Origin of the sequence: Agromyces sp. LHK192 (assembly GCF_004006235.1) — a bacterium.
In the GTDB taxonomy this organism is placed as follows: Bacteria; Actinomycetota; Actinomycetes; order Actinomycetales; family Microbacteriaceae; genus Agromyces.
In genome coordinates this window covers 2729766-2753423 of the sequence record NZ_CP034753.1, presented here as the reverse complement: position 1 = coordinate 2753423, position 23658 = coordinate 2729766, and the positions used below count along the sequence as shown (strand labels likewise).

General features: G+C 71.7%; 23 protein-coding genes and 1 pseudogene. 15 read left to right on the top strand and 9 right to left on the bottom strand.

The window, feature by feature from the left end; translation table 11 throughout:
* Positions 1 to 8 precede the first annotated feature (8 nt).
* Positions 9 to 1391 carry a PhoH family protein gene (locus ELQ40_RS12395; RefSeq protein ID WP_127793961.1) on the top strand — a complete coding sequence of 461 codons (1383 nt, stop codon included), beginning with the start codon at positions 9 to 11 and terminating at the stop codon, positions 1389 to 1391.
* A gap of 132 nt (positions 1392 to 1523) precedes the next feature.
* Here ELQ40_RS12395 and ELQ40_RS12390 read toward each other — a convergent pair whose 3' ends face one another.
* From ELQ40_RS12390 to xseA, 5 genes are all read right to left on the bottom strand, one after another.
* Positions 1524 to 2939: an aspartate ammonia-lyase gene (locus ELQ40_RS12390; RefSeq protein WP_127793960.1), complete on the bottom strand. Its 1416-nt coding sequence runs from the start codon at positions 2937 to 2939 to the stop codon at positions 1524 to 1526.
* Between the two features lie 77 nt (positions 2940 to 3016).
* Complete coding sequence (locus ELQ40_RS12385; protein ID WP_127793959.1) at positions 3017 to 3670, bottom strand: carbonic anhydrase; 654 nt, start codon at positions 3668 to 3670, stop codon at positions 3017 to 3019.
* Positions 3671 to 3752: 82 nt separating this feature from the next.
* A complete protein-coding gene (locus ELQ40_RS12380; RefSeq protein WP_127793958.1) occupies positions 3753 to 4391 on the bottom strand; it encodes a DUF4245 domain-containing protein in 639 nt (212 codons plus the stop codon).
* The gene (locus ELQ40_RS12375; RefSeq protein WP_127793957.1) at positions 4391 to 4651 is read right to left on the bottom strand and encodes an exodeoxyribonuclease VII small subunit; all 261 of its coding nucleotides are present in this window, start codon (positions 4649 to 4651) and stop codon (positions 4391 to 4393) included. Before ELQ40_RS12375 ends, ELQ40_RS12380 begins: the two co-directional genes overlap by 1 nt.
* 83 nt (positions 4652 to 4734) lie before the next feature.
* Positions 4735 to 5964, bottom strand: a complete 1230-nt coding sequence (gene xseA / locus ELQ40_RS12370; protein ID WP_127793956.1) for an exodeoxyribonuclease VII large subunit — start codon at positions 5962 to 5964, stop codon at positions 4735 to 4737.
* Positions 5965 to 6048: 84 nt separating this feature from the next.
* Between xseA and ELQ40_RS12365 the strand changes: the two genes are divergently transcribed.
* Positions 6049 to 7086: a 4-hydroxy-3-methylbut-2-enyl diphosphate reductase gene (locus tag ELQ40_RS12365; protein ID WP_127795290.1), complete on the top strand. Its 1038-nt coding sequence runs from the start codon at positions 6049 to 6051 to the stop codon at positions 7084 to 7086.
* A gap of 107 nt (positions 7087 to 7193) precedes the next feature.
* On the opposite strand, the gene ELQ40_RS12360 is transcribed toward ELQ40_RS12365, so the two are convergent.
* Both ELQ40_RS12360 and fbaA read right to left on the bottom strand, forming a co-directional pair.
* Positions 7194 to 7886: a DUF6264 family protein gene (locus tag ELQ40_RS12360; protein WP_127793955.1), complete on the bottom strand. Its 693-nt coding sequence runs from the start codon at positions 7884 to 7886 to the stop codon at positions 7194 to 7196.
* Between the two features lie 8 nt (positions 7887 to 7894).
* Positions 7895 to 8929: pseudogene (gene fbaA, locus ELQ40_RS12355) on the bottom strand (class II fructose-bisphosphate aldolase); the annotation flags it as partial.
* A 96-nt stretch (positions 8930 to 9025) separates the two neighbouring features.
* Here fbaA and ELQ40_RS12350 point away from each other — a divergent pair.
* The 10 genes from ELQ40_RS12350 to ELQ40_RS12305 all read left to right on the top strand — a co-directional run bounded on the left by ELQ40_RS12350 (position 9026) and on the right by ELQ40_RS12305 (position 18615).
* Entirely contained in the window at positions 9026 to 10003 is a 978-nt protein-coding gene (locus ELQ40_RS12350; RefSeq protein WP_164863576.1) for a fructose-bisphosphatase class II, read from the top strand.
* A gap of 73 nt (positions 10004 to 10076) precedes the next feature.
* Positions 10077 to 10778, top strand: coding sequence for a FadR/GntR family transcriptional regulator (locus ELQ40_RS12345; protein WP_127793952.1), 702 nt, complete (start codon positions 10077 to 10079; stop codon positions 10776 to 10778).
* 103 nt (positions 10779 to 10881) lie between these two features.
* Positions 10882 to 12318: a four-carbon acid sugar kinase family protein gene (locus ELQ40_RS12340; protein WP_127793951.1), complete on the top strand. Its 1437-nt coding sequence runs from the start codon at positions 10882 to 10884 to the stop codon at positions 12316 to 12318.
* A 32-nt stretch (positions 12319 to 12350) separates the two neighbouring features.
* Positions 12351 to 13304 (top strand): NAD(P)-dependent oxidoreductase, encoded by a 954-nt coding sequence (locus ELQ40_RS12335; protein WP_127793950.1) that lies wholly within the window; start codon positions 12351 to 12353, stop codon positions 13302 to 13304.
* An 84-nt stretch (positions 13305 to 13388) separates the two neighbouring features.
* Positions 13389 to 14855 carry a GntP family transporter gene (locus ELQ40_RS12330; RefSeq protein WP_127793949.1) on the top strand — a complete coding sequence of 489 codons (1467 nt, stop codon included), beginning with the start codon at positions 13389 to 13391 and terminating at the stop codon, positions 14853 to 14855.
* Between the two features lie 173 nt (positions 14856 to 15028).
* The gene (gene glpX / locus ELQ40_RS12325) at positions 15029 to 16030 is read left to right on the top strand and encodes a class II fructose-bisphosphatase (RefSeq protein ID WP_127793948.1); all 1002 of its coding nucleotides are present in this window, start codon (positions 15029 to 15031) and stop codon (positions 16028 to 16030) included.
* A gap of 45 nt (positions 16031 to 16075) precedes the next feature.
* Positions 16076 to 17458, top strand: a complete 1383-nt coding sequence (locus ELQ40_RS12320) for an MFS transporter (RefSeq protein WP_127793947.1) — start codon at positions 16076 to 16078, stop codon at positions 17456 to 17458.
* A 36-nt stretch (positions 17459 to 17494) separates the two neighbouring features.
* Positions 17495 to 17884: a VOC family protein gene (locus tag ELQ40_RS12315; RefSeq protein ID WP_127793946.1), complete on the top strand. Its 390-nt coding sequence runs from the start codon at positions 17495 to 17497 to the stop codon at positions 17882 to 17884.
* 59 nt (positions 17885 to 17943) lie between these two features.
* A complete protein-coding gene (locus ELQ40_RS12310) occupies positions 17944 to 18255 on the top strand; it encodes a hypothetical protein (protein WP_127793945.1) in 312 nt (103 codons plus the stop codon).
* Positions 18256 to 18267: 12 nt separating this feature from the next.
* Positions 18268 to 18615 carry a hypothetical protein gene (locus ELQ40_RS12305; RefSeq protein ID WP_127793944.1) on the top strand — a complete coding sequence of 116 codons (348 nt, stop codon included), beginning with the start codon at positions 18268 to 18270 and terminating at the stop codon, positions 18613 to 18615.
* Between the two features lie 74 nt (positions 18616 to 18689).
* On the opposite strand, the gene rmuC is transcribed toward ELQ40_RS12305, so the two are convergent.
* Positions 18690 to 20318 (bottom strand): DNA recombination protein RmuC, encoded by a 1629-nt coding sequence (gene rmuC / locus ELQ40_RS12300; RefSeq protein ID WP_240665786.1) that lies wholly within the window; start codon positions 20316 to 20318, stop codon positions 18690 to 18692.
* A 57-nt stretch (positions 20319 to 20375) separates the two neighbouring features.
* Positions 20376 to 20993, bottom strand: coding sequence for an exonuclease domain-containing protein (locus tag ELQ40_RS12295; RefSeq protein ID WP_127793942.1), 618 nt, complete (start codon positions 20991 to 20993; stop codon positions 20376 to 20378).
* Positions 20994 to 21152: 159 nt separating this feature from the next.
* Between ELQ40_RS12295 and ELQ40_RS12290 the strand changes: the two genes are divergently transcribed.
* Genes ELQ40_RS12290 through ELQ40_RS12280 form a run of 3 tightly spaced genes read left to right on the top strand, consistent with a single transcriptional unit; the run spans position 21153 to position 23625 of the window.
* The gene (locus ELQ40_RS12290; RefSeq protein WP_205649336.1) at positions 21153 to 21749 is read left to right on the top strand and encodes a TetR/AcrR family transcriptional regulator; all 597 of its coding nucleotides are present in this window, start codon (positions 21153 to 21155) and stop codon (positions 21747 to 21749) included.
* Positions 21746 to 23017: a nucleotide disphospho-sugar-binding domain-containing protein gene (locus tag ELQ40_RS12285; RefSeq protein ID WP_127793941.1), complete on the top strand. Its 1272-nt coding sequence runs from the start codon at positions 21746 to 21748 to the stop codon at positions 23015 to 23017. The genes ELQ40_RS12290 and ELQ40_RS12285 overlap by 4 nt, the downstream gene beginning before the upstream one ends.
* Positions 23014 to 23625, top strand: coding sequence for a dihydrofolate reductase family protein (locus ELQ40_RS12280; RefSeq protein WP_127793940.1), 612 nt, complete (start codon positions 23014 to 23016; stop codon positions 23623 to 23625). The genes ELQ40_RS12285 and ELQ40_RS12280 overlap by 4 nt, the downstream gene beginning before the upstream one ends.
* Positions 23626 to 23658 lie beyond the last annotated feature (33 nt).

Below are 23658 nucleotides of genomic sequence, written 5' to 3'. Positions count from 1 at the left end.
GAGTGGTCGTGGCAACAGGTGCAACTTCCCAGTCCGGTCGGCAGCAGGCGGGCGCGCAGCGGCAGCCTGCGACGGGAGCCGCGTCTGCGGCGGCCCAGGCCGAGCGGACGTACGTACTCGACACCTCGGTGCTGCTGAGCGATCCCCGGGCGCTGTTCCGGTTCGCCGAGCACGCGGTCGTGCTTCCCGTGGTCGTCATCACGGAACTCGAGGCGAAGCGCAACGACCCCGAGATCGGGTACTTCGCGCGGCAGTCGCTGCGCATCCTCGACGAGCTGCGGATCGAGCACGAACGGCTCGACTTCCCGATCCCGGTCGGCGAAGGCGGCTCGCTGCGGGTCGAGCTCAACCACTCGAACCCGTCGGTGCTGCCGAGCGGACTGCAACTCGGCGACAACGACTCGCGCATCCTCGCGTGCGCGGCGAACCTCGCCAACGACGGCGTCGCCGTGACCGTCGTGTCGAAGGACCTGCCCCTGCGCGTCAAGGCCGCGGCGATCGGCATCGACGCGCAGGAGTACCGCGCCGAACTCGCGGTCGATTCGGGCTGGAACGGCATGGCCGAGCTCACCGTCGGCTCGAACGAGATGGCGAAGCTGTACGAGCGCGATGCGATCGTCGCGCCGGCGGCCGTCGGCCTGCCCGTGAACACCGGCCTCGTGCTGCACTCCGACCGCGGGTCGGCGCTGGCCCGCGTCACCGCCGACGACGGCTCGCTGAAGCTCGTCCGAGGCGACCGCGAGGTCTTCGGCCTGCACGGTCGTTCGGCCGAGCAGCGCCTCGCGATCGACCTGCTCCTCGACTCGGAGATCGGCATCCTGTCGCTCGGCGGGCGGGCGGGGACCGGCAAGTCGGCGCTCGCGCTGTGCGCAGGCCTCGAGGCCGTGCTCGAACGCCAGCAGCACAAGAAGATCATGGTGTTCCGCCCGCTGTACGCGGTCGGCGGCCAGGAGCTCGGCTACCTGCCCGGCGACCAGGGCGAGAAGATGAACCCGTGGGGGCAGGCGGTCTTCGACACGCTCGGCTCGGTCGTCTCCGACAACGTGCTCGACGAGGTCGTCGAACGGGGCATCCTCGAGGTGCTGCCGCTCACCCACATCCGCGGACGTTCGCTGCACGACGCGTTCGTGATCGTCGACGAGGCGCAGTCGCTCGAGCGCAACGTGCTGCTCACCGTGCTCAGCCGGATCGGGCAGAACTCGCGCGTGGTGCTCACGCACGACGTCGCGCAGCGCGACAACCTCCGTGTCGGACGGCACGACGGCGTGGCATCCGTCATCGAGACGTTGAAGGGGCATCCGCTGTTCGCCCACGTCACGCTCACCCGCAGCGAGCGCTCGGCGATCGCGGCGCTCGTCAGCGAGATGCTCGACGGGAACGAACTGGCGTAGGCTCGGGCCCCGCGTCTCGCGCGACGGGAGGGGGATTGCGCCGGGGGAGGCCTCCCGAAGCGCATTCGCTCCTCCCGTCGTGCTGTTCGCCTCCCGTCGCGCGGCGCTCCTGCGGCGCTACGCCCGCGGCGCCTACCTCGCCTGCGGCGGACGCGTCATCGACAGCAGGTCGAGCGCGGTGTCGAGCTGCTCCTCGGTGAGTTCCCCGCGCTCGACGTAGCCCAGGTCGATCACGGCCTCGCGCACGGTGACGCCCTGCTTGACCGAGTGCTTCGCGATCTTGGCCGCGGCCTCGTAGCCGATGAGCTTGTTCAGCGGCGTCACGATCGACGGCGACATGCCCGCGAGCGCCGTGAGGCGGTCGAGGTTCGCCTCGAGGCCGTCGACGGTCTTGTCGGCGAGCACGCGCGACGCGTTCGAGAGCAGGCGGATCGACTCGAGCAGCGCGGTGCCCATCACCGGGATCTGCACGTTCAGTTCGAACGAGCCGGATGCCCCGGCCCACGCGACCGTCGCATCGTTGCCGACGACCCGGGCCGCGACCATGAGCACGGCTTCGGGGATGACGGGGTTGACCTTGCCGGGCATGATCGACGAGCCGGGCTGCAGGTCGGGGATGAAGATCTCGCCGAGGCCGGTGTTCGGGCCGGAGCCCATCCAGCGCAGGTCGTTGCAGATCTTCGTGAGGCTGACGGCGATGGTGCGCAGCGCCCCCGAGGCGTCGACGAGGCCGTCGCGGTTGGCCTGCGCCTCGAAGTGGTCGGCCGCCTCCGTGATCGGCAGCTCGGTGTCCTGCTGGAGCAGCTCGATGACCAGCTGCGGGAACCCGGCCGGCGTGTTGATGCCGGTGCCGACGGCGGTGCCGCCGAGCGGGACCTCGGCGACGCGGGGGAGCGCGGTGCGCACCCGCTCGATGCCGAGGCGGATCTGGCGGGCGTAGCCGCCGAACTCCTGGCCGAGCGTGACGGGCGTCGCGTCCATGAGGTGCGTGCGACCCGACTTGACGACGTCGGCCCACGCCTCCGCCTTGGCCTCGAGCGCGACCGCGAGGTGGTCGAGCGAGGGGATCAGGTCGTCGATGAGCGCCGCGGTCACCGCGATGTGCACCGAGGTCGGGAACACGTCGTTCGACGACTGCGAGGCGTTGACGTGGTCGTTCGGGTGCACGTCGGCGCCGAGCTTCTGCGTCGCGACGGTCGCGAGGACCTCGTTCATGTTCATGTTCGAGCTCGTGCCCGAACCGGTCTGGTAGGTGTCGACCGGGAAGTGCTCGGTGAAGCCGTGGCGACCCGCGATGACCTCGTCGGCGGCCTCGACGATCGCGTCGGCGATCGCCTGGTCGAGCACGCCGAGGCGCGCGTTCGCCTGCGCCGCGGCCTTCTTGATGCGGGCGAGCGCGGCGACCTGCGCGGGCTCGAGCCCCTTGCCCGAGATGGGGAAGTTCTCGACGGCACGCTGGGTCTGCGCACGGTAGAGCGCTGCGGCGGGGACCCGCACCTCGCCCATCGTGTCGTGCTCGATGCGGTACTCGGCGGCGTTGTCCACCACGATGTGTTTCCCTTCGATTCGCTGACGGCGCGAGCCGCGCCGGATGCCGGATGCCCCGGCGGAAGCCCGGTGGTCGGTCAGACCGTGCCGACGACGACGTCGGTCTCGGCGCGGCCCTCGCGGAGCCGGTAGTTCGCTCCGACGACGGCAAGCCTACCCTCGGCGATCGCGGCCGAGATGATCTCGGAGCCCGCGACGAGCTCGCTCACGGTGTCGCGGAGGTGCTCGCGCCCGACGTAGCCGGCGTCGACGTCGGACGGCGCGACCGGGGCATCCGCTCCGATCCCCGCGACCCGGCGGACCGCCGGCACGATCCGGTCGGTCAGCGAGCGGATGTGCGGCGGCAGCGGGGCCGCGTCTGCGGCCTGCGAGTCGATCGACGCCTGCACGGCCCCGCACGCGTCGTGGCCGAGCACGAGCACCAGCGGCACGCCGAGGACGGCCACCGCGTACTCGAGCGAGCCCAGCACCGACTCGGTGGCGACCTGGCCAGCGTTGCGGACGACGAAGGCGTCGCCGAGTCCGAGGTCGAAGATGATCTCGGCGGACAGGCGCGAGTCGGCGCAGCCGAAGATCGCGACCTTCGGCGCCTGCCCTGCGGCGAGGCTGGCGCGGCGCTCGACGTCCTGATGCGGGTGCGACGGGGTGCCGGCGACGAACCGTTCGTTGCCGCGCCGGAGCTCCCGCCAGGCCTCGGCGGGGGTGACGGCGGGGGGCGTGGCTTGGCTCACGGCGGTTCCTCTCGGCTGGCGGTGCGGGGTGCGGATGCTGGTGGAGCTGCGGTGCCGGCGCTGCGAGTCGTGCCGCGCGGGCCTACTGCGCCTGGATCGTCGGGGTGATCGCGGTCGCGAGCGTCGCGAACTCCTCCGGCGTCGCCGAACCGAGCAGCACGAACGTCGTGCCGCCCGACTCGGTGGTCAGCGCGTACCGCGCGTTGCCGACGTCCTCGTCGCTGTCGCGGTTGTCGTACACGGTCCACTCGACACCGTCGATCGCGACGGTGCCGGTCGCGAGCGTGCGGGCCAGGAGTCCGGCGACCCAGGTCTGGTTCGCCGCCTCGGCCTGGTACATCCCGATGTACTCGTCGCCGGGCGTCAGGTAGCCGACGTACCAGGCGGTGACGCCGTCGGCCTCGCTCCGCCGGATCTCCGCGGCGTTCGCACGCCAGCCGTCGGGCAGTTCGGGTGCCGCGAGGTCGCCGGCCATGCCGGCCTGCGCCTGCTCGGCGGTGCCCGCGACATCGACGTCCCGCTCGATCGGGGTGTCGCTGCGCGGGACCACGAGCACCATAACGAGCACCACGCCGAGCGTCGCGACGAGCGCGTAGACGAGGTTCATGAGCGTCTTGCGCTGCCGGTAGAGCCGGCTGTTCTCGGCCTTGCGGGCCGCGGTCTCCTCGGCCGTCTCGGGGCGGCCGAGTTCGGCGACGACGCGCGGGGGTCGGTCGGCCATCAGCCGCGGACCGTCTCGTCGTCGGATGCCGCGGCGGCGTGCTCGCCGGCGCCGCGCCCGCCGGCACGGGCGGCCTCGAGTCGGGCCTTCGCTCCGATGAGCCATTCCTCGCAGCGGGCCGCGAGGGCCTCGCCGCGCTCCCACAGCGCGAGCGACTGCTCGAGGGTGGCCGACCCCTGCTCGAGCTCGGCGACGACCTTGACGAGTTCGTCGCGCGCCTGCTCGTAGCTCAGCTCGGAGACATCCGTGGGGGTGGGCATGGATCCATTCTATTCGGCGTCGATCAGCCGGTTCGCCGCGCGTTCCCAGCCTTCGGGACTGCGCGTCCGCGGCGCCCGCGCGGTCAGGGACGTCGCGGGTCGGATGCCTCGCCGCGCGACTGCGCGGCGAGCGAGCCGTTCGCGAGCGTGAGGTGCAGCAGCTCGCCGTCGGGCGCGGCATCCGCCTCGGTGACGACGTGGCCCGAGGCATCCTGCACGATCGCGTAACCGCGGTCGAGGGTCGCCTGCGGCGACAGCGCGCGCAGGTGGCCGCGCAGCGACGCCACGTTGGAATGCTGGCGCTCGAGCATCCGCTCGGTGAGGTCGGCGCCCCGCGCGACCCAGCGGGTGATCTCCTCGGCACGGCGGTCGACGATCCAGGTCGGCGTCGCGAGCGCGGGGCGCGAACGGAGGTGCCCGATGCGGTCGGCCTCGCGGGCGAGGACCTCGGTCAGGCGCATGCCGAGCCTCGTGCGGGCGTGCTCGACGCGGGACAGCTCCTCGGCGACGTCGGGCACGACGCGCTTCGCGGCATCCGTCGGGGTGGACGCGCGGAGGTCGGCGACGTCGTCGAGGAGCGGCCGGTCGGCCTCGTGGCCGATCGCCGAGACGATCGGCGTCGTCGAGGCCGCGGCGGCGCGAACCACGCGCTCGTCGCTGAACGGGAGCAGGTTCTGGAAGTCGCCGCCGCCGCGCGCGACGATGATGACCTCGACCTCGGGATCGGCGTCGAGCCGCTCGATGGCCCGGACCACCTCGGGCACCGCGCGATCGCCCTGAACCGAGGCGTAGGCCATGCGGAACTCCACGGCGGGCCACCGCAGCCGCGCGTTGCGCAGCACGTCCTGCTCGGCGTCCGAGTCGCGCCCGGTGACCAGCCCGACCACGGCGGGGAGGAACGGCAGTCGGCGCTTGCGATCGGCGTCGAACAGGCCCTCCGAACGCAGTTGCGCTCGGAGCCGTTCGAGCCGCTCGAGCAGGTCGCCGAGGCCGACGTGCCGCACGTCGAAGACCTGCATCGTGAGCGAGCCGCCCTTGACCCACCAGTTCGGCTTGACCGCGGCGACGACGTGGTCGCCCTGCTTGAACTGCTCGGTGAGCCGCGCTCGCACGGACGACCAGATCGTGAAGGACACCGTCGCGTCGGCGTCGAGGTCTTTCAGCTTGCCGTAGACGTTGCCCGCAGACACGCCCCACTGGGTGACCTCGCCCTCGATCCACACCGTGCCGAGCCGGTCGAGGTACTCCTTGAGCTTGCCCGAGAGCATCGAGACGCTCCACGGGGTCTCGCGCGTGGTGGGGCCTTCGGCCATGGTGCTCCCAGCAGTCGGTCGGGCGGCCCCGCGTAGGATGGGATCGTGACGATCACGACCGACGCCCCCCGGATCGACCTCGGCATGCCGAGGATCCCGAGCGTGCGAGGCCGGCTCAAGGATACCCCCGCCCCCTCCGCCAAGCGCGTGCTGCTCGCCGCGCCGCGCGGCTACTGCGCCGGCGTCGACCGTGCGGTCGTCGCGGTCGAGAAGGCCCTCGAGCACTACGGCGCTCCCGTGTACGTGCGCAAGCAGATCGTGCACAACATCCACGTCGTCACCGAGCTCGAGAAGCAGGGTGCGATCTTCGTCGAGGAGGTCGACGAGGTGCCCGAGGGCGCGCACGTCGTGTTCAGCGCGCACGGCGTCTCGCCGGCGGTCGTGCACGCGGCATCAGACCGCGGCCTGCACGCGATCGACGCGACCTGCCCCCTGGTCACGAAGGTGCACCGCGAGGCCGTGCGGTTCGCGCGCGACGACTTCGAGATCCTGCTCATCGGCCACGAGGGCCACGAAGAGGTCGAGGGCACCGCGGGCGAGGCACCGGACCACGTGACGCTCGTGAACAGCCCCGACGACGTGCCCAACATCGAGGTCCGCGACCCCGACAAGGTCGTGTGGCTCTCGCAGACCACCCTCTCGGTCGACGAGACCATGGAGACCGTGCGACGTCTGCGCGAACGGTTCCCGAACCTGCAGGACCCGCCGTCGGACGACATCTGCTACGCGACGCAGAACCGCCAGGTCGCGATCAAGAAGGTCGCGCAGGACGCCGACCTCGTCATCGTCGTCGGCTCGGCGAACTCGTCGAACAGCGTGCGCCTCGTCGAGGTCGCGCTGGAGTACGGCGCGAAGGCCGCCTACCGCGTCGACTACTCGAGCGAGATCCGCCAGGAGTGGCTCGACGGCGTGTCGACGGTCGGGGTCACGAGCGGGGCGTCCGTGCCCGAGGGGCTCGTGCAGGAGGTGCTGCTCGAACTCGCCGACGCGGGATTCGGGGACGTCGCCGAGGTCAAGACGGCCGAGGAGGACCTGATGTTCTCGCTGCCGAAGGAACTGCGCAAGGACCTGCAGGGCAACCGCGACGAGCGCGCACTCGGCGGGCGGGGTCGCACGGCCTGACGCTCGCAGTCTCGCGAGGCGAGGCCGACGCGCGTCGCGTCGCCGGTGCGTGGCCGACGTGCGTCGCGTCGCCGGTGAGTGGCCGGTGCGCGTCGCGTGGAACGACGTCAGCTGCCGGCGCCAGGCACGGTGCTGAGCGTCCGGAAGAACTCCGGGTCGCTCGCGAACACGAGCATGCTGACGACGAGCACGACGATGAAGGCGGCGACGCCGGCGACGAGCGGGATCCACCAGGCGAGGCGGCCCGCACGCATGCGGGCGCGTGACCACAGGAGCGCGCCGATCCACAGTGCGAGCTGGAGGATCGCGCCGAACCCGATGATCACGGGGACCGCGGGGCCGGCGGTGAACGACGTCGGCGGATCGGTGCCGAGGATCTGGGCAGACATCTGCGCCGACTGCAGCACGCTCTGCGGCAGCGCGATCAGCGAGAAGACGTTGTAGACCGCGCCGAGCGCGCCGAAGACGAGCAGCGCGATGGTCCACATGCGGTCGATCGGGTGCACGACCGGGGGACGCGCGGCGCCGTCGGCACGGTCGGCGCCCCCGCCGAAGGTGAATCGGTCCGCCGCGGGCGGGGGAGCCGCGGGTGACTGCGCCGGTTGCGGCGCGTCGCGGGGGGCCGGCGGCTGCCAGGTCCATCCCTCCGGCGCGTATTCGCCGTAGCGCGGACGAGGCCGCTCGTCGGCGGGCAGCTGGGGCTGGTCAGGCTTGGCCGGGGCGTCCGATGCGGATGCCCCGGGCGTCGCGCCGCCGTCTCGCTGCGGTCCGTCGTTCCGAGCGGCCTCGTCCTGCGTCATCCGGTGCCCTATGCCGTGATCGACTGGCCGGCGGAACCGAGCTGGCGGGTCGACTCGCCCACGCGCACGGCCATGCCCGACTCGGCGACCTTGCCCCAGGCGCGCGGGTCGTACTGCTTCTTGTTGCCGACCGAGCCGTCGACCTTCAGCACGCCCTCGTAGTTCGACAGCATGTAGCCGGCGACCGAACGGGTGAACGCGTACTGGGTGTCGGTGTCGATGTTCATCTTGACGACGCCGTTGGCGACGGCCTCGGCGATCTCGGCGTCGGTCGAGCCGGAGCCGCCGTGGAAGACGAGGTCGAGCGGCTTCGGGCCGGTTCCGTACTTCGCGGCCAGGCCGTCCTGGATCTCCTTGAGCAGCGCCGGGCGCAGCTTCACGTTGCCGGGCGCGTACACGCCGTGCACGTTGCCGAAGGTGAGCGCGGCCATGTACCGGCCCTGGTCGCCGAGGCCGAGTGCCTCGACCGTGGAGATCGCGTCGTCGAGGGTCGTGTAGAGCGCGTCGTTCGAACCCTCGTGCTTGACGCCGTCCTCCTCGCCGCCGACGACGCCGATCTCGACCTCGAGGATCGCGTTGATCGCCTTCATGCGCGGCAGGATCTCCTTCGCGATCTCGAGGTTCTCGTCGAGCGGCACGGCCGAGCCGTCCCACATGTGCGACTGGAAGATCGGGTTGCCGCCGGCCTTGACGGCCTCCTCGGACGCCTCGAGCAGCGGGAACACGAAGTCGGCGAGCGCCGGCTTCGGGCAGTGGTCGGTGTGCAGCGCGACGGTGACGGGGTACGACTTCGCGACCTCGTGTGCGAAGCGCGCGAACGCGAGCGCGCCCGTGGCCCGCGCCTTGACCGTGTGACCGGCGAAGTAGTCGGCACCGCCCGTGGTGACCTGGATGATGCCGTCGGACCCGGATTCGGTGAGGCCCTGCAGCACCGCGTTCAGCGTCTGCGACGAGGACACGTTGAATGCCGGGAACGCGAAGCCCTTCGACTTCGCGGTGTCGAGCATCTCGGCGTACTGCTCGGGGGTGGCGATGGGCATGGACGCTCCTTCGAAGACGAGGTGGGTTCGCGGTCGATTCTAGCCAGTCGGGTCGAGCGGCCCGCGCGGGGCCGTCGGAGCGCGGGGCAGGATGGACGCGTGGATCGACGATTGACCGACGGATTCCTGCGGGCCTGCGCCGAGGCGGCGGCCGCCGCGCACCCGTACATCGGTCGGGCCGACGGTCATGCCGTCGACGGCGCCGCGGTGACCGCGCTGCGCGCAGCCCTCGACCGATTGCCGATGGAAGCGACGGTGGTGGTCGGCGAGGGCGAGAAGGACGATGCGCCGATGCTCGCCCCGGGGGAGCGGCTCGGCGCGCGCGCACCGGATGCCCCGGCGTTCGACCTCGCGATCGACCCGGTCGACGGCACGCGGCTCGCGGCCGCAGGCCTGCCCGGCTCGCTGGTGGTCGTCGCGGTCGCTCCCCGCGGAGCGCTCGCCGAACTGGGCGATGCGCACTACCTCGAGAAGCTCGCCACCTGGCTCCCGGCCGAGCAGCAGTCGGATGCCTCGGGCCCTGGGCCGGCCCCGATCCTCGAGCGACTGCCGTGGCTCGTGGGCCGCATCGCCGAGGAGCGCGGCGTGCGCCCCTCCGAGGTCGTCGTCGCCGTGCAGGACCGGCCGCGCAACGCGCCCTACGCCGACGCGGCACGTGCGGCCGGCGCGACGATCGAGCTGTTCGAGCACGGCGACGTCGAACGCACGTTCCGCGCGGCACGGGCCGGGCAGGGCGTCGACATCGTGGCGGGCATCGGCGGGGCGCCTGAGGGCGTGCTCATGGCGGCGGCGCTGCGTTCGATCGGAGGGGATCTCCGCGCCCGCCCGGCGCCGCAGTCCGCGGGCGAAGCCGAGCGGGTCGGACGTTCGGGCTTCGACCCCGAACGTGCGCTCGACCACGACGCGCTCTGCGGCGCGGCGAGCGATGCGGTCGCGGTGTTCGTCGCGGCGGTCACGGACTGCGAACTGCCGCCCGCGCTGCCGGGCGTGTCGGTCGTGGCGTCGGGCGTGCGCAGGGTGAACGTCTGGGACGGCACCCGCGGGGCGGCGGTCCTCGACGTCCCGCCGTCGGGCTGACGGATCCGGATCGCCGGCACCCGGACGCGCTACCCTGAGCTGTCGGGGAGCAGCTGGCAGAGGGGACGATCGGATGCCGCGCAAGTCGCTCGTGAGCACCGTGGCGGACGCCGTGCTCGACCAGATCGTCGCGGGCGAGCTCGCGCCCGGGGACGCCCTGCCGAGCGAGGCCGAGCTCGGGGTCATCCACGACGTGAGCCGGATCACGATCCGCGAGGCGGTGAAGACGCTGCAGGCGCAGGGCGTGCTGCGGGTGGAGAACGGCCGCGGCAGCTTCGTGAATCCGATCGATCGTTGGGTCTCGCTCGACGCGGTGCTGCGCGTGGTCTCCGCCGGCGGCCGCGACGCCGAGGTCGCCGTGCAGTTGATCGAGGTGCGGCGGATGCTCGAGACCGGGGCGGCCGCACTCGCGGCGACCAGGTGCACCGACGCGGACCTGTCCGAGCTGGGTGAGCTGGTCTCGCGGATGCGGACGGCGAGCGAGCGCGCCGACGTCGACGCCTTCGTCGAGGCGGACCTCGCCTTCCACGACGTGATCCTGCGCGCGAGCGGCAACGTGTTCCTGAGGGTCATGTTCGAGCCGCTGACGCGGGTCCTCGCGCAGCGGCGGGCGCAGACGTCGCGCGTGCCGGAGATCCAAGTGCATGCCATCGCGGAGCACGCAGCCGTGCTCGACGCGCTCCGGACCGGGGAGGTCGAGGCTTCTCGTGCCGCGATGGATCGGCACATGGACCAGACGCTGGCCGACCTGCGCACCTACGTCCTCGGCGGCTGATCGGGCGGCTTCGGGTTGACTTCCTCTGCAGCTGAGGTAACCTGTATGACAGCAGGCAGCAGATAGCGAAGTCGACGCCTGTGGATACGGAGCAGTAGCCACCATGAACGAACACGACCTCACGGCCCGGTTCCCCGCGGCGATCGAGATCGACGCGCAACGCGTGTCCGAGGCGTTCAGCGCAGCGGATCGCACCCTGATCGTGCTCGACGACGATCCCACCGGCACCCAGTCGGTCGCCGACCTTCCGGTGCTCACGCGGTGGGAGGTCGAGGACTTCGCCTGGGCCTTCGAGCGCGACGCGCCGGCGGTGTACGTGCTGACCAACACCCGCAGCCTCGACCCCGTGGCCGCCGCAGACCGCAACCGCGAGGTCGTGCGGAACGCCCTCGCGGCCGCCGACGGCCGCCGCCTCGACTTCGTCAGCCGCGGCGACTCGACCCTGCGCGGGCACTTCCCGCTCGAGACCGACGTGATCGCCGAGGAACTCGCCGCGGCGGGCGCCGGCGAGATCGACGGCGTCGTGATCGTCCCCGCGTTCCCCGACGCCGGTCGTGTGACGATCGGCGGGGTCCACTACATGCGCGACGGCGACGCGCTCACCCCGATCGCGGACACCGAGTTCGCCGGAGACTCCACCTTCGGATACCGCGAATCCGAGCTCGCGCGCTGGGTCGAGGAGAAGGCCGGCGGCCGGGATCGCGCCGAGGACGTCATCGTGCTCGACCTCGGGATCATCCGCGCCGGAGCCGACGCGATCGCCGCTGCGCTCGCCGAGGCATCCGATCGTCGACCCGTCGTCGCCGACGCCGTCGACGAGGACGACCTCCGCGCACTCGCGCTCGGACTCGACCGCGCGGAACGCGCCGGCAAGCGACTGCTGTATCGCGTGGGGCCGCCCTTCGTCCGTGCACGCATCGGCCAGCGACGGCGAGCGCCCCTGACCGCGACGGAGGCGTACGGCTCGGAAGCCGGCACGGCCGGGGGCGGGCTGATCGTCGTCGGTTCCCACGTCGGCCTGACCTCGCGCCAACTCGCCGTGCTCCGGGCGCAGCGACCCGGCGTCGTCACGTTCGAGCTCGACGTGGATCGCATCATGCTCGGAGCGGAGTCCGCGCACACCCACCTCGACGAGATCGCGGACCGCATCACCGCCGCCCTCGCCGACGGAGACGTGGTCGTGCACACGAGCCGGACGCTCGTGCGCACCGACGATCCCGATGAGAGCCTCGAGATCTCGCGGCGGGTGTCGGCCGCCGTCGTCGACGTCGTGCGCCGCACGCTCGAGCGGCGCGCGCCGCGATTCGTCGTCGCGAAGGGCGGGATCACGTCCAGCGATGTCGCCTCGCACGGCCTCGAGATCCGGCGCGCGATCGTGCGCGGTCCGATGCTTCCGGGCATCGTCTCGCTCTGGGAGCCCGCCGACGGCCCTGCGACCGGCATCCCGTACATCGTCTTCGCCGGCAACGTCGGCACCGACGACTCCCTCGCGCGTGTCGTCGACACGCTCACCGCATCCCCGGTGCCCGCGGGCGCCTGAGCCGATCCCGGCCACGACGAGAAGGAACTCGCATGCACACCACCGCCGACCACCAGCCCGCCACCGGAACCCCGGATGCCCCCGTCCGGGCCGCCTCGACCGTCGCCGTCCTCGGCCTCGGTGCGATGGGACTGCCGATGGCGACCCGGCTCACCGCCGGGCTCGCCGTCCACGGATTCGACATCGCGCAGCCGCGACTCGACCTCGCACGCGAGTCAGGCGTCCGGGTCTTCGACTCGGCCCGCGCGGCGGTGGCCGACGCGGACGCCGTGCTCCTCGCCGTGCGCGACGCGGCGCAGCTCGACGACGTGCTCTTCGCCGGGGAGACGGGCATCGCCGCCGCGCTCGCACCCGGATCCGTCGTGATCCTCACCAGCACGGTCGGCACCGACGGCCTCGCCGACGTCGTGACCCGGCTGTCCGCGCTCGGCGTGGAGCTGGTGGATGCCCCCCTCTCCGGCGGACCGGTCCGCGCCGGTGCCGGCGACCTGCTCATCGTCGTCGGAGCCACGCCTGACGCATACGCCAAGGCCGCACCGGTGCTCGAACTCCTCGCCTCCACGCTCACCCTCGTCGGCGACCGACCCGGTGACGGCCAGGCGCTCAAGACCGTCAACCAGCTGCTGTGCGGGGTCCACATCGCGGCCGCCGCGGAGGCGCTCGCCCTCGCCGACGCGCTCGGACTCGACCGCGAGAAGACCCTGGCCGCACTCGAAGCCGGCGCCGCCGGCTCGTTCATGCTGAGCAATCGCGGCCCGCGGATCCTGCAGGCGTACGACGAGACCGGTGCCGAGGTCCTGAGCCGGCTCGACATCTTCGTGAAGGACATGGGCATCGTCGGCAAGGCGGCGCGCGGCGCCGGGCTGGCGACGCCCGTGGCCGCGGCGGCCGAGCAGCTCTACCTGATCGGTCAGTCCCAGGGACTCGGCGCGGCCGACGACTCCGCCGTGATCCGCGCCGTCGCCCCGTCGCGCCGCGACGGCTGAATCCCACCCCTCCGAACCGCACGCCCACGACCCGCGCGGTCAGCACGACCGCCGAATACGCTCTGACGTCAAAGGAGACCGAACATGTCCACCATCGCCCTGTTGGCCATCGCGGCGGGCGGCATCGCGCTGCTCCTGCTGCTCATCATCAGGTTCAAGGTCCACGCGTTCCTCGCGCTGCTGATCGTGAGCATCCTGGTCGGCCTCGCAGCCGGGCTGCCGCTCGCCACGATCCCCGCGACCGACGACGCACCCGAGAAGCTCGGCATCATCCCGGCGATCATCGCGGGCATGGGCGGCACGCTCGGGTCGGTCGCCCTCCTCGTCGCGCTCGGCGCGATGCTCGGCAAGATCATCGAGATCTCCGGCGGCGCCGAGAGCCTCGCGGGCCGGTTCACGAAGATCCTCGGACCGAAGCGGATCGCCGCCGCGCTCACGGCCGCCGCGCTCGTGCTCGCCATCCCGGTCTTCTTCGACGTGGGCTTCATCGTGCTCGTGCCCATCATCTACGGCTTCGCGAAGCTCGCCGGGGTCGACCCGGTGAAGTACGGCCTCCCGATCGCCGGGATCATGCTCGCGGTCCACGTCTCCATCCCGCCGCACCCGGGCATCGTCGGCGGCGCCGCGCTCCTCGGAGCCGACCTCGGCTGGATCACGCTGATCGGACTGGCCATCACGATCCCGCTCGGCGTGCTCGCGCACTTCGCGTCCAAGTGGTTCAACCGCATCGACTACCCGATGCTCCCCGCGACCGCGGCGTCGTTCGAGGCCTTCGGCAGCGGCGACCGCACGGGCCTCGGCGGCGGCACCGGGGGCGGGGCATCCGGTTCCGGAACCACCGCCACCATGCTGCGCACGGAAGCGCCGCCGAGCGCGGGCATGATCGTCACCCTCATCCTCATCCCGCTGGTGATGATCGGTCTCGGCACGCTCGGCGCGACCCTCCTGCCGGCCGGCGACCCCGCGCGCGACGTGCTCGGCTTCATCGGCGCGCCGATGTTCGCCCTGCTCGTCACCGTGCTGCTCGCCGGATTCCTCCTCGGCACGCGTCGCGGCTGGAGCGCGGCCCACCTCGCCGAGGTCTCGGAGTCCGCGCTCGGCCCGGCCGCGGTCGTGATCCTCGTCACCGGCGCCGGTGGCGCATTCGCGAGGATCCTGACGGAGTCGGGCATCGGCGCCGCGCTCTCGGAGTCGTTGCTCGCGACGGGCCTGCCCCTGCTGCTGCTCGCGTTCCTGGTCTCGCTCGCGCTGCGCGCGGCCCAGGGCTCCGCGACGGTCGCCATCCTCACCACGTCCGGGCTGCTCGCGGCGACGATCGCCGACGGCGGATTCTCCGCGGTGCAGGTCGCCCTGCTCGCGCTCGCCATCGCGTTCGGCGCGCTCGGCCTCTCGCACGTCAACGACTCGGGCTTCTGGGTGGTCACGAGGTACCTCGGCCTCTCGGTCAAGGACGGCCTGCGCAGTTGGACGCTCCTGACGACCATCCTCGGACTCGCCGGGTTCGCCCTGGTCGCCGTGGCGTGGGGCATCGTGGCCGCGGTCGGGGCCTGACCGCCCCCTGCGCAGTCGTGCGAGCCCGGCTCGCGCGACCGCGCGGACGCGTTTGCCCGCTTGTTAAGAACGCGATTTCTTACTCCGCGACCTCGCCGTTGGAACTGCCGGATCCGACAGGCCCCGAATAGGCTCGAAGACGCGGAGACCCCGCACCACCCTCGGAAGGATCGATGTTGAGCACCGACGAAGACAGCCTCTACCTGCACCCCGACCGCAACATCGCCATCGAACTGGTGCGAGCGACCGAGGCGGCCGCCATCCGCTCCTACCCCTGGATCGGGCGCGGCGACAAGCTCGGCGCAGACGGCGCGGCGGTCGACGCGATGCGGGCCTTCCTCGGCACCGTGAACTTCGACGGCACCGTCGTCATCGGCGAGGGCGAGAAGGACGCTGCGCCCATGCTCTTCAACGGCGAGCGCGTCGGCACTGGTCGCGGGCCCGCCTGCGACATCGCGGTCGACCCCATCGACGGCACCTCGCTCACCGCCGCCGGACGCCACAACGCGCTCTCGGTCATCGCGGTCGCCGACCGCGGCACGATGCTCGACGCATCCAGCGTCTTCTACATGGACAAGATCGTGACGGATGCCACGGGCCACGGCGTCATCGACATCCGCAAGCCCATCGGCGAGAACCTGCGAGCGCTCGCCGCCGCCAAGGGCAAGCAGGTCGGCGAGCTCCGCATCGCGGTCCTGAACCGCGACCGCCACGAGCAACTCATCGCCGACATCCGCGAGGCCGGCGCCGGCACCCGCCTCATGAGCGACGGCGACGTCGCCGGCGGCATCAACGCCGCACGCTACGAGTCGCGCATCGACATGTGCGTCGGGATCGGCGGCAGCCCGGAGGGCATCACGACCGCGTGTGCGATCAAGGCGCTCGGCGGCTTCATGCAGGGGCGGCTCGCCCCGAAGGACGACGCCGAGCGAGCGCGCGGCGAAGCCGCCGGCCTCGACTGCGACCGGGTCTACGAGCTCGACGACCTCGTCCGCGGCGACAACACGTTCTTCGTCGCGACCGGCGTGACCGACGGCGAACTGCTCGAGGGCGTGCGCAAGAAGGGCCCGATCATCCGCACCGAGTCGATCGTGCTGCGCGGTCGGTCGGGCACCATCCGACGCATCGTCGCCGACCACCTCGTCGAGAAGTGGCTGGACCCGGCCGATCGCTGACCGGCTGGCTGTGGCGGTGACACCGGCGTTCGCCATGATGGAGGGATGAACCGGGAAGACCGGCTTCCCCGCGCACTCCGACCGTTCGGGTCGGGGCAGTACCGCCTGCTCGTCGCCGCGCTCGCGGCGTCGCTCCTGTCGGCGGGGGCGTGGCTGGTCGCCGCCGTCTGGCAGGTCGTCGAACTCGGCGGGTCGCCCATCGACCTCTCGTTCGTCGCGACCGGTTCGGCCCTCGGGCTCGTGCTCGCGGTGCTCATCGGCGGGGTCGCGGCCGACCGCATCCCGCAGCGACGCATCCTCTTCGTGGTCGAGGTGGTACGTGGGGCCACGTTCGCCGTGGCGGCCGTGCTCGCGGGATCCGGAGCCATCGAGGTCTGGCACATCGCGGTGCTGTCGCTCGTGCTGGGAATTGCCGACGGGTTCTTCTATCCGGCCTACTCGGCGTGGCTTCCCGCCCTGCTGCCCGCCGACCAGCTGCTCGCCGCGAACGGCGTCGAGGGCGTGCTGCGCCCGGCGGTGATGCAGGCGGCAGGGCCGGCGCTCGCGAGCCTGTGCATCGCGATCCAGGGGCCCTGGCTCGCGTTCGCCGTCGTGGCCGCGCTGCAGGCCGTCGCGGCGGTCGTGCTCGCCCTGATGCGCACGACGGCGGTCCGGCGCGACCTCGGGGCATCCGATGCGCACCCGTTCCGGCAGGTGGTCGTCGACCTGCGCGACGGGTTCGTCTACCTCGTGCGAACGCGGTGGCTGCTCGCGACGCTCGTGTTCTCGATCCTGCTCGTGTTCCTGATCATGGGGCCGATCGAGGTGCTCCTGCCCTTCGCCGTCAAGGACCAGACCGGCGGCGGTGCCGGGGCGTTCGCGCTCGTGCTCGCGGCCTTCGGGCTCGGGGGAGCGGTCGGTTCGCTCGGTGTGGCATCCATGCCGCTGCCGAGGCGGTACCTGACGCTGATGATCCTCGCGTGGGGATTCGGCTGCATCCCGCTCGCGATCATCGGATACACGTCGTGGCTGTGGGTCATGGTCATCGCGGTGTTCATCGTCGGCCTGCTCTTCGACGGCGCACAGGTGGTCTGGGGCACCCTGCTGCAGCGTCGGGTGCCACCCGCGATGCTCGGCCGCGTCTCGAGCCTCGACTTCTTCGTGTCACTCGCCCTCATGCCCGTCTCGATGGCGGTCGCCGGCCCCGTGGGCGAGGCGATCGGACTTACGCCCGCGTTCCTCATCGCGGCGCTCGCGCCGCCGGTGCTCGCCGTGGCGACGCTCGCGTTCGCGCGTCTCGGACAGGACGAGCTCGCGCATCCGCTGGATGCCGCCGAGTTGAACCACTCGCCCTCGACCGGTGCCGAGGCCGCTGCGGGGTTCGCGTCGCCGGCCGACGGCGCGCCCACGCCCGAGCGCAAGGGGGTGGCGGGGGATGCGTCGCCGTGAAAGGCTGACGCCCGCGACGAGTGAGGGGAGACTCCGATGGTGCAGGTCAGCGACGCGTTCCCGGGGTTCAGCGTGGACGACCTCGAGGCGGCACGTGCCTTCTACGGCGGCGTGCTGGGCTTCGAGGTGAGTGATCAGATGGGCGGGCTCGGATTCACCCTGCCGTCGGGCCAGGCGGTCTTCGTCTATCCGAAGGACGATCACGAGCCGGCGTCGTTCACGATCCTGAACTTCACGGTCGACGACATCTCGGCCGCGGTCGACGAGTTGAACGCGGCGGGCGTCGTGACGAAGATCTACGAGGAGCCGATGTCGTTCGGCACGGATGAACGCGGCATCGCGTGGGGCGCCGAGGCCGGTGAAGGTCCCGACATCTGCTGGTTCAAGGATCCGGCCGGCAACGTGCTGAGCCTGATCGCGACCTGACGCGCCGTTTCAGGGTCAGCCCTCATCCATCGACCGCGGCTGCGGCGTAGACCGGTCGCATGTTGGGACAGAAGCTGAACTCGCCGTGGGCGTCCAGTGGCGGCGTCTACACCCATACCTGGACGTTCCAGGTGACCCATCCGGGTCGGACGGTGGTCGAGGTCGCCTTGACCTCGGTCAACAGCATCGACGACGACGACGGCACGTTCGCGCGGTTCGGCGTTTCGCAGATCGTCAGCGACAGCGGCGTGGAGAACTTCGGCGACGACGGGCCACCGGTCGTCGCGCGCGACGGCGTGACGAGCGTCAGCGTGCGCATGTTCGTGTTCAACTCGTACGCCCGTGGCCGGGTGTCGCGGAACTTCTGGTGAGGAGGACGGGAGATGTTGGATGCGACTGCGAGCAGCGACGACGCCGTGACGCGTCAGCGGCTGAGCGTGCTGTTCGACCCGGCGACGGGACGAGCGGTGCGCGGCCACACGTTCGTCGGCGAGGACGACGAACTGTCGGGCCCGGACGGCGCGGCGCTGCGCGAGCGGGTGCTGCTCGAGGAGGCCGGCGAAGCGGATGCCGGGCGCCTGCGGTTCGCCGATGCGCCCGAGGACTTCCGGGTCGAGGCCGGTCCGGTCGACCTTCGAGTCGATGACGGGCGGATCGCCGTTCGGCGCCGGTCGATCACCGGCAGGCGACTCGACCCGGAGGTGCTGCGCCGGCTCGGCGGGCGGAGCTGATCGGCTGCCGCGGCGCTCGATCCGACGCGGCGCCGGGGCCGCCTCTACCGTGCTGGTCGCCCGCGCGGCCGCGCTCAGACCGAGCGGATCTCGGGGTCGATGTCGGCGACGAACAGGTCCTCCGCCGGGTCGTCTGCGGCCTCGGACGCCGAGTCGGATCGGCCCGCCTCGATCTCCGGCAGGAGCAGGTCGAGTGCGCCCGCGTCCTCCGCCGCTTCGAGCTCGACGAGTTCGACACCGCGGAGCTTCCGCTCGACGGCGCGCGTGCGGCGCCCGGCCTCGGCCACGGTGTTCTGCGCGGTCTGGAGTTGCTTGCCGAGCTTGTCCCAGACCTGCCCGTACTTCTGGAACTCCGCCTTCGCGGCACCGAGCACCTGCCAGACCTCGGAGCTGCGCTTCTCGATGGCGAGGGTCCGGAAGCCCATCTGGAGGCTGTTGAGCAGCGAGGCGAGGGTCGCCGGTCCGGTGACGTTGACCCGGTAGTCGTTCTGCAGTCGGGCCATGAGGCCGGGACGACGGACGACCTCCGCGAACAGTCCCTCGGTCGGCAGGTACATGATCGCGAAGTCGGTGCTCAGCGGCGGCTCGATGTACTTCTCGGCGATGGTCTTCGCCTGGGCGATGATCGCCCGCTCCAGCGCCTTCGCGGCGCTCTCGATGTCGACCTTCTCGCCGGACTCCTGGGCTTCGAGCAGGCGCTCGTAGTCCTCCTGCGGGAACTTCGAGTCGATCGGAAGGTAGACCGGGCGGTCGTCGTCGTTGCGCCCCGGCAGCTTGATCGCGAACTCGACGTTCTCACGCGTTCCGGGCCGGATGACGACGTTCTGGTCGTACTGGTCGGGGGTGAGCAGGTCCTCGAGCTGGCGCGAGAGCTGCACCTCGCCCCACGTTCCGCGGCTCTTCACATTCGTGAGGACGCGCTTGAGCCCGCCGACGTCGGTGGCGAGGTTCTTCATCTCGCCGAGGCCGACCTGCACCTGCTCGAGGCGCTCGCTGACGAGCTTGAACGACTCGCCGAGCCGCTTCTCGAGCGTGCCCTGGAGCTTCTCGTCGACCGTCTCGCGCATCTTCTCGAGCTTGGCCTCGTTGCCCGTGCGGAGCTTCTCGAGCTCGTCGCGCATCGACTGCTGCAGCTCGACGTGCTTGGCCGAATTCGCCTCGGTGAGTCCCTGGATGCGCTCCGCGTTGACCCCGAGCGCCTCGGTCATGGCGCCCTGGAGCTTCTCGGCGGTGGTGCGCACCTGCTCGAGCTTCTCGTCGTTGGCGCGGCGGAGGGTGTCGAACCGCTGCTCGACCGCGGTCTTGAGTTCGGTCTGCGCCGCGACGGAGGCGTTCGCCGACGCGTGGAAACGGTCGGTCAGCTCCTTGAGCGATCCGTCGACGGTCAGGCGCAGTTCGGTGTTCGACGCCTGGCGGGTCTCGCGCTCGCGGCGGAGCTCGTCGGCCTGCGTCGCCGCGGTCGCCTGGAGGCGCTGGTCGAGCTGGGCCTGGAGTTCGCCGATGACCTGGCGGAGCTCGGTGCGCTGCGCCCCGAACTCCTGGCGGAGGTCGACGTTCGCGGCCCGCATCTCGTCGCGCACCGCCGCGGAGACTCCCGCTTCGGTGCCGGCGGCGGACGGGCGCTGCCGGAGCAGCATCCAGATGCCGAATGCGCCGACCAGGAGGCCGACGATGATCCCGGCGAGCAGCGAAACGATGTCCATGCCGAGAAGTGTCGCAGCGGCCGCCGACATCGGGTCGGAACCGGCCCGGCGAGGCCGCTACTGCAGCGCCATCGGGCCGTGCGACGCGGCCTGCTCGCGCGAGGTGCGGGCGCCGAGCGCGCCGGGCCGGACCGCCGATCGCCGCGCGAGCGCGGCGAGGTCGGACACCTCGTGCCGCGCCGCCGCGTGCACGACGATCGCGGCGCACGCGGCGGCGTCGTCGAGCGCGTTGTGATGCGAGAAGTCGTCGAACCCGGCGGCGAGCGCCGCGGACGGGAGCCGGTACGAGTCGAGGTGGTAGGTCTTGCGGGCGACCTGCAGGCTGCACAGGTAGGCATGCTCGGGCACGTCGACCGCGAAGGCCTCGCTCGCCTTCTGGATGACGCCCATGTCGAATCCGGCGTTGTGGGCGACCAGCCAGTCGTCCTCGGCGAACGCGCGGAACTCGGGCAGGAACGTCGCCCACGTCGCAGCGCCGACGACCATCTGCGGCGTGATGCCGTGGATGCGCACGTTCCACTCGTTGAACTCGTCGTACGGGAACGGGGGTTGCAGCAGCGTGTACAGCCGGTCGACCTCGCGCCCGTCGCGGACCTTGACCAGGCCGACCGAGCAGGCGGACGCCCCTGAGGAGTTGGCGGTCTCGAAGTCGATGGCGGTGAAGTCCACTGGCACATCGGCATGGTGCCACGGCCCGCCGACGCGTGACGGATGCCCCGCCGCGAGCGGGAGGCATCCGTCTTGCGGAGCGAGGACCCGCCTTCGACGCAATTCATTTGAGCGCGACCCAAGATTTGCCTTGACTTGCACCCAAAATCGGAGCATCCTTCACCTATGGGAACGGTCGGCCGCGAGTACGACATGTCGACGCGATCGGTCGCGGCCGGTCGAACGCGGCAGCGCCTGCTCCTCGCCGCACGCGACCGGTTCACCGGCGCGCGCTTCGCCGACGTCACGCTCGCCGACCTCGCGAGCACCGCCGGCGTGACCGTGCAGACGCTCCTGAACCACTTCGGCTCCAAGGAGGGGCTGCTGCTGGCCGCGAGCGAGGAGTTCGCCGCAGAAGTCGCCGACCTGCGCGGCCCGGTGGAGCCGGGCGACCTCGACGGAGCCGTCGACGCCCTCATCCGCCACTACGAGTTCCTCGGTGACATGAACTGGCGGTTCGCGGCCGACGTCGACCCCGACGGGCCGTTCGCGGGGTTGCTCGCCGGTGCGCGCGACGAACACCGCGCCTGGCTCGAGACGGTGTTCGCGCCCGCGCTGCCCGATTCCCCGGCGGAGCGCGACGACCTGCTCGTCGCGCTCTACGCCGCCACCGACGTCGGCTCCTGGAAGCTGCTCCGTCGCGACCTCGGCTGCTCACCCGACCAGACGCGCGCGACCATCCGCCGGCTCATCGCCGGCCTGCTCGAGAGGGGAACACCATGAGGTACCTGCTCGCCCTGTGGGACGGCGGCGGCGCGACGCCGCCGAATCTCGGCGTCGCACGCGTGCTCGTCGGACGCGGGCACGAGGTGGTCGTCCTCGGCGATCCGACCCTCTCCGACGCGATCGCTGCGACCGGGGCATCCCACCGCACGTGGCCGACCGCGCCGCAGCGGGTCTCGACGAGCCTCGACGACGACGTGCTGAAGGACTGGGAGGCGAAGTCGCCGCTCGGCAAGTTCGCGCGCGTCCGCGACGCGTTCATCACCGGGAGGGCCGACCGGTTCGGCGCCGACGTCGCCGCCGCGATCGACGACGCCGCGCGAGAGGGGATGCCCTTCGCCGCGGTGCTCGCCGACGGGATCCTGCTCGGCGCACTCGCCGCAGCCGAGGCCCGGGGCATCCCGGCTGCGGCCCTGGTCGGCAGCATGTACGTCGCCCCGTCGCCGGTGCGTGCACCCTTCGGCCTGCCGCCCGCGCAGGGCCGCATCGGCAGGCTGCGCGACCGGATGGGGTATCCGCTCATGAACGCGATGTGGGACACCGGCCTGCGCGACCTGAACGCGGCGCGCGCCGGGCTCGGCCTCGACCCGCTGCGGCACATCTGGGAGCAGTGGGACCGAGTCGACCGGGTGCTCCTGCTCACGGCATCCGCGTTCGACGACGACAACGCGCCGCTGCAGGCGAATGTCCGCTATGCGGGTCCGGTGCTCGAGGACATCCCGTCCGATGGATCGTTCGACCTGCCGCCGGGCGACGGCCCGCTCGTCGTCGTCGGCCTGTCGAGCTCGTACATGGAGCAGAGGCCGGCGCTCGTGCAGATCGCGAAAGCCCTCGCGACCCTGCCGGTGCGCGCCGTGGTGACGACCGGGCCTGCGATGGATCCCGCCGAGGTGCCCGCGGCGCCCAACGTCCGGGTCGTCGGGTCGGCGCCGCACGGCGAGCTCATCCCGAAGGCCGATGTCGTCGTCACGCACGCGGGGCACGGCACGCTGATCAAGGCGCTCGCCGCAGGCGTGCCCGTCGTGTGCATGCCCTTCGGGCGCGACCAGCCCGACAACGCGCGTCGGGCGCGGCGTCACGGCGTCGCGGTCGTGCTGTCGCCGAGGTCGGATGCCTCGGACATCGCGACCGCCGTCTTCGAGGCGCTGACCGAGCCCGAGTACCGCGACGCCGCCGTGGCATTGGGCGAGCGGATCCGCGCCGAGATCGCGTCGGGCGTGCTCGTCGCCGAACTCGAGTCGCTGGGTCGCCGTAGCGTGAGCGCATGAGGACGCTGACCGTCTGCAACTTCACCACCGTCGACGGGTACTACGAGGACGACCACCACGACATCGCGTCGTTCTTCGAGCACCGGCATCCCGACTACTCCGGCGCCGACGACTTCGACCACCACACGTTCTCCCTGTTGGAGGACGCGGGCACCGTGCTGCTGAGTGGTCGGCGGTCGTCGCTCGGCAACCTCTCGTACTGGGCGGGCGTGCGGCACGATCCGGATGCCACGGCGATCCGCCGCGCGTTCGCCGAGCGCTTCGAGGCGATCGAGAAGGTCATCGTCTCCGACACGATCACGGAGGCCGACCTCGCGCCGTACCCGAACACGCGGATCGTCGGCGTCGCCGCGGCAACCGAGGAGGTTCGAGCGCTGAAGTCGGGGGATGGGCCGGGCGTCCTCGTGCTGCTCGGCCGGGTGCTGTGGAACCACCTCATGCGCGAAGGCCTCGTCGACGAACTCCAGCTCGTGACGTTCCCGCTCATCGGAGGATCAGGCGTGCCGCTCTTCGACTCCCGGCCGCCGGTCGCGCTGAAGCTCATCGGCACGCGCGTGTGGGAGGCATCCGGCAACGTGCTCATGCGATGGCGGGTCGACCCCGACTGACGGGCTGCGCGCGCGTCGCCGGTAGACTGGTCG